At 74.7% G+C, this 2,566-nt stretch carries 3 protein-coding genes; 2 read left to right on the top strand and 1 reads right to left on the bottom strand.

From position 1 onward, the window contains the following. Positions 1-96: 96 nt before the first annotated feature. Both ACJOT3_RS33995 and ACJOT3_RS33990 read left to right on the top strand, forming a co-directional pair. Entirely contained in the window at positions 97-1,209 is a 1,113-nt protein-coding gene (locus tag ACJOT3_RS33995) for a branched-chain amino acid ABC transporter permease (protein WP_406977237.1), read from the top strand. 13 nt (positions 1,210-1,222) lie between these two features. Then, complete coding sequence (locus ACJOT3_RS33990) at positions 1,223-2,125, top strand: alpha/beta fold hydrolase (RefSeq protein ID WP_406977236.1); 903 nt, start codon at positions 1,223-1,225, stop codon at positions 2,123-2,125. Here the strand turns inward: ACJOT3_RS33990 and ACJOT3_RS33985 are convergent. Next, positions 2,051-2,566: PucR family transcriptional regulator (locus tag ACJOT3_RS33985; RefSeq protein WP_406977235.1), on the bottom strand; the 516-nt coding region annotated here is incomplete at its 5' end. The genes ACJOT3_RS33990 and ACJOT3_RS33985 overlap by 75 nt on opposite strands.

Here is a 2,566-nt window from a genome sequence, read left to right as displayed (position 1 = left end):
CGGGCTCGGCGACATCGCCGTGGTCATCGTCCTCGCCGTGGTGCTGCTCGCCCGGCAGGGCGGACTGGCCGCGAAGAAGTCCGCGGAGAGGGTGGCATGATCACCGAGACCGAACCCCGGGCCAGTGCCCCGGACCAGGAGAACCCGACCCCGGTCCCGCTCACCCGGCGCCGACTCCCCCGCTGGGCGGGCCCGGTCGCCGTGCTGGTCGTCCTGGCCACCCTGCCCTTCTCCACCCTCACGGTCCCCGGACTGTTCCAGGGCGCGCTCAACTCCCCCGCGACCCTGCACCTGCTCGCGTTCTGCCTGGTCTTCGGCGGCCTGGCCACCAGCTACGACCTGCTGTACGGGCGGGTGGGCCTGCTGTCCTTCGGGCACGCCCTCTACTTCGCCTGCGGCGCCTACACGGCCGCGCTGCTGATGCGGATCCTGGAGCTGCCCCTGCTGTGGGCGGCGCTGGTCTCCGTCCTGGCCGGAACCCTGCTGTCCCTGCTGCTGGGCGCGGTGGCGCTGCGCGTCAACGGCATCGCGATGGCCATGGTGACCCTGGCGTTCGCCCAGGCCGGATCCATCCTGGTGGCCCGCGACCCGGGCCGGGTGACCGGCGGCGAGGAGGGCCTGTCCCTCAACACCGCGGTGGTCCCCGACGCGTTCGTGGGCGTCATGAACACCGCCAACCTGTACTGGGTGGCGGTCGCCTACGCCGCGTTCGCGACCGTCGTGGTGTGGTGGCTGTCGGCCTCCCCGGTGGGCCGGGTCTGGCAGGGCATCCGCGCCAACGAGCAGCGCGTCGCGGTGCTGGGCGTCAACCCCTACCCGTACAAGCTGGCGGCGTTCACCGTCGGCGGCGGCCTGGCCTCCCTGGGCGGCGTCGTCTACCTGCTGGTCACCGGCGGCGTCACGCCGAGCATCACCACCGCCGAGTTCACCCTCACCCTGCTGGTGATGGTGGCCCTGGGCGGGGCGGGCAGCCGCTGGGGAGCGGTGCTGGGCGCCGGGCTGTACACCTACGCCGAGCACCGGCTGCGGCAGGAGGGCGGGGAGGCCTTCTCGGCCCTGCCCGACTGGATCGCGGCCCCGCTGTCCCAGCCGCTGTTCATCCTGGGCACGCTGTTCGTCCTGATGGTCTTCTTCTTCCCGGGCGGCCTGACCGCGCTGCCCGGGCGGGTCCGGTCGGCGCTGCGCGACCGGCGGACCGCACGCGAGTGAAAGAGACACGCACATGAGCGACACCACCCCGGTCGACGGGGACGAGTACACCGTCCCCGTCGCCGGGGGCGACCTGGCCGTCACCCGGTGGGGTGACGGCCCCGGCGTCCCCGTCCTGGCCGTCCACGGCATCACCGCCAACGGCCACTCCTTCGCCCGCACCGCGGCCGAGCTGGCCGCCCGCGGCGGGCCCCCGCTGCACGCCCCCGACCTGCGCGGGCGCGGGGCCAGCGGCACCCTGCCCGGCCCGTACGGCCTGGCCGCCCACACCGATGACCTCGTCGCCGTCCTGGACCACCTGGGCATCGAGCGCACCGTCTGGGCCGGCCACTCCATGGGCGCGTTCGTGGCCTGCCTGGCCGCCGTGCGCCACCCCGACCGGGTGGCCGGGCTGCTCCTCATCGACGGCGGCCACGGCCTGCCCGTCCCCGCCGGCACCGACATCGACTCCGTCCTGGGCCCGGCCATGGCCCGGCTGCGCATGACCTTCGACTCCCCCGACGACTACCGCGCCTTCTGGCAGCGGCACCCGGCCTTCGCCGGCCGGTGGAACCCCTGGGTCGACGACTACGTGCTGCGCGACCTCACCGGCACCGCCCCCGACCTGCGCTCCACCTGCGACGAGACGGCCGTGCGCGTGGACGGCGGCCAGGTCCTGGCCGACGAGGAGACCCTCGGCGCCGTCCACCGGCTCCCCGTCCCCGCCCGCCTGCTGTGGACGGCGCGCGGACTCATGGACGAGGCGCCCGGGCTGTACACGCCCGAGCGCCTCGCCGACCTGCCCGACTCCGTAGCCACCGCCGGACTCCCCGACGACAACCACTACACCCCGCTGTTCTCCTCAACCGCCGGACTGCTCGCCGAGCAGATCCACACCCTTGTCCAGGAGACCGTGCAGGTGCAGGGCCAGCTGTAGCTCCAGCGCGCGGTCGGGGTGCTGCCAGTCCTCCCCGATGAGCTGACCGATCCGCTCCAGGCGCTGCGCCACCGTGTTCACATGGATGTGCAGCGCCGTCCGGGCCCTGGACAGGTTGCCCCCGGCCGCGAAATAGGCGCGCAGCGTCTCCACCAGCACCGTCCCGCGCCGCTCGTCGTACTCCAGCAGCGGGCCCAGCGCGGAACGCACGAACCCCGGCACGTCCCGGTCCCGGCCCAGCAGCAGCCCCGAGAACCCCAGGTCCTCGGCGGTCGCCAGATCGCCCGCCCGGCCCAGCGCCCGCAACGTCTGCACACACCGCGCCGCCTCCGAGAACGCCGACAGGAACTGCTCCGGGCCGCCCGTCGGCCCGGCCAGCCCCACCGTCACCGGCGCGCCCCCGGCCGCCAGCGCCAGCTCCTCGGCCGCCCGCCGCCCCGC

The organism is Nocardiopsis protaetiae, assembly GCF_045446735.1.
GTDB lineage: Bacteria > Actinomycetota > Actinomycetes > Streptosporangiales > Streptosporangiaceae > Nocardiopsis > Nocardiopsis protaetiae.
The sequence above is the reverse complement of the archived record's forward strand: the minus strand, read 5'-3'. Positions and strand labels throughout refer to the sequence as shown.

Coding starts and splice junctions, on each gene's coding strand:
- ACJOT3_RS33990 (WP_406977236.1), top strand. CDS start 1,223: ATGAGCGACACCACCCCGGTCGACGGGGACGAGTACACCGTCCCCGTC.
- ACJOT3_RS33995 (WP_406977237.1), top strand. CDS start 97: ATGATCACCGAGACCGAACCCCGGGCCAGTGCCCCGGACCAGGAGAAC.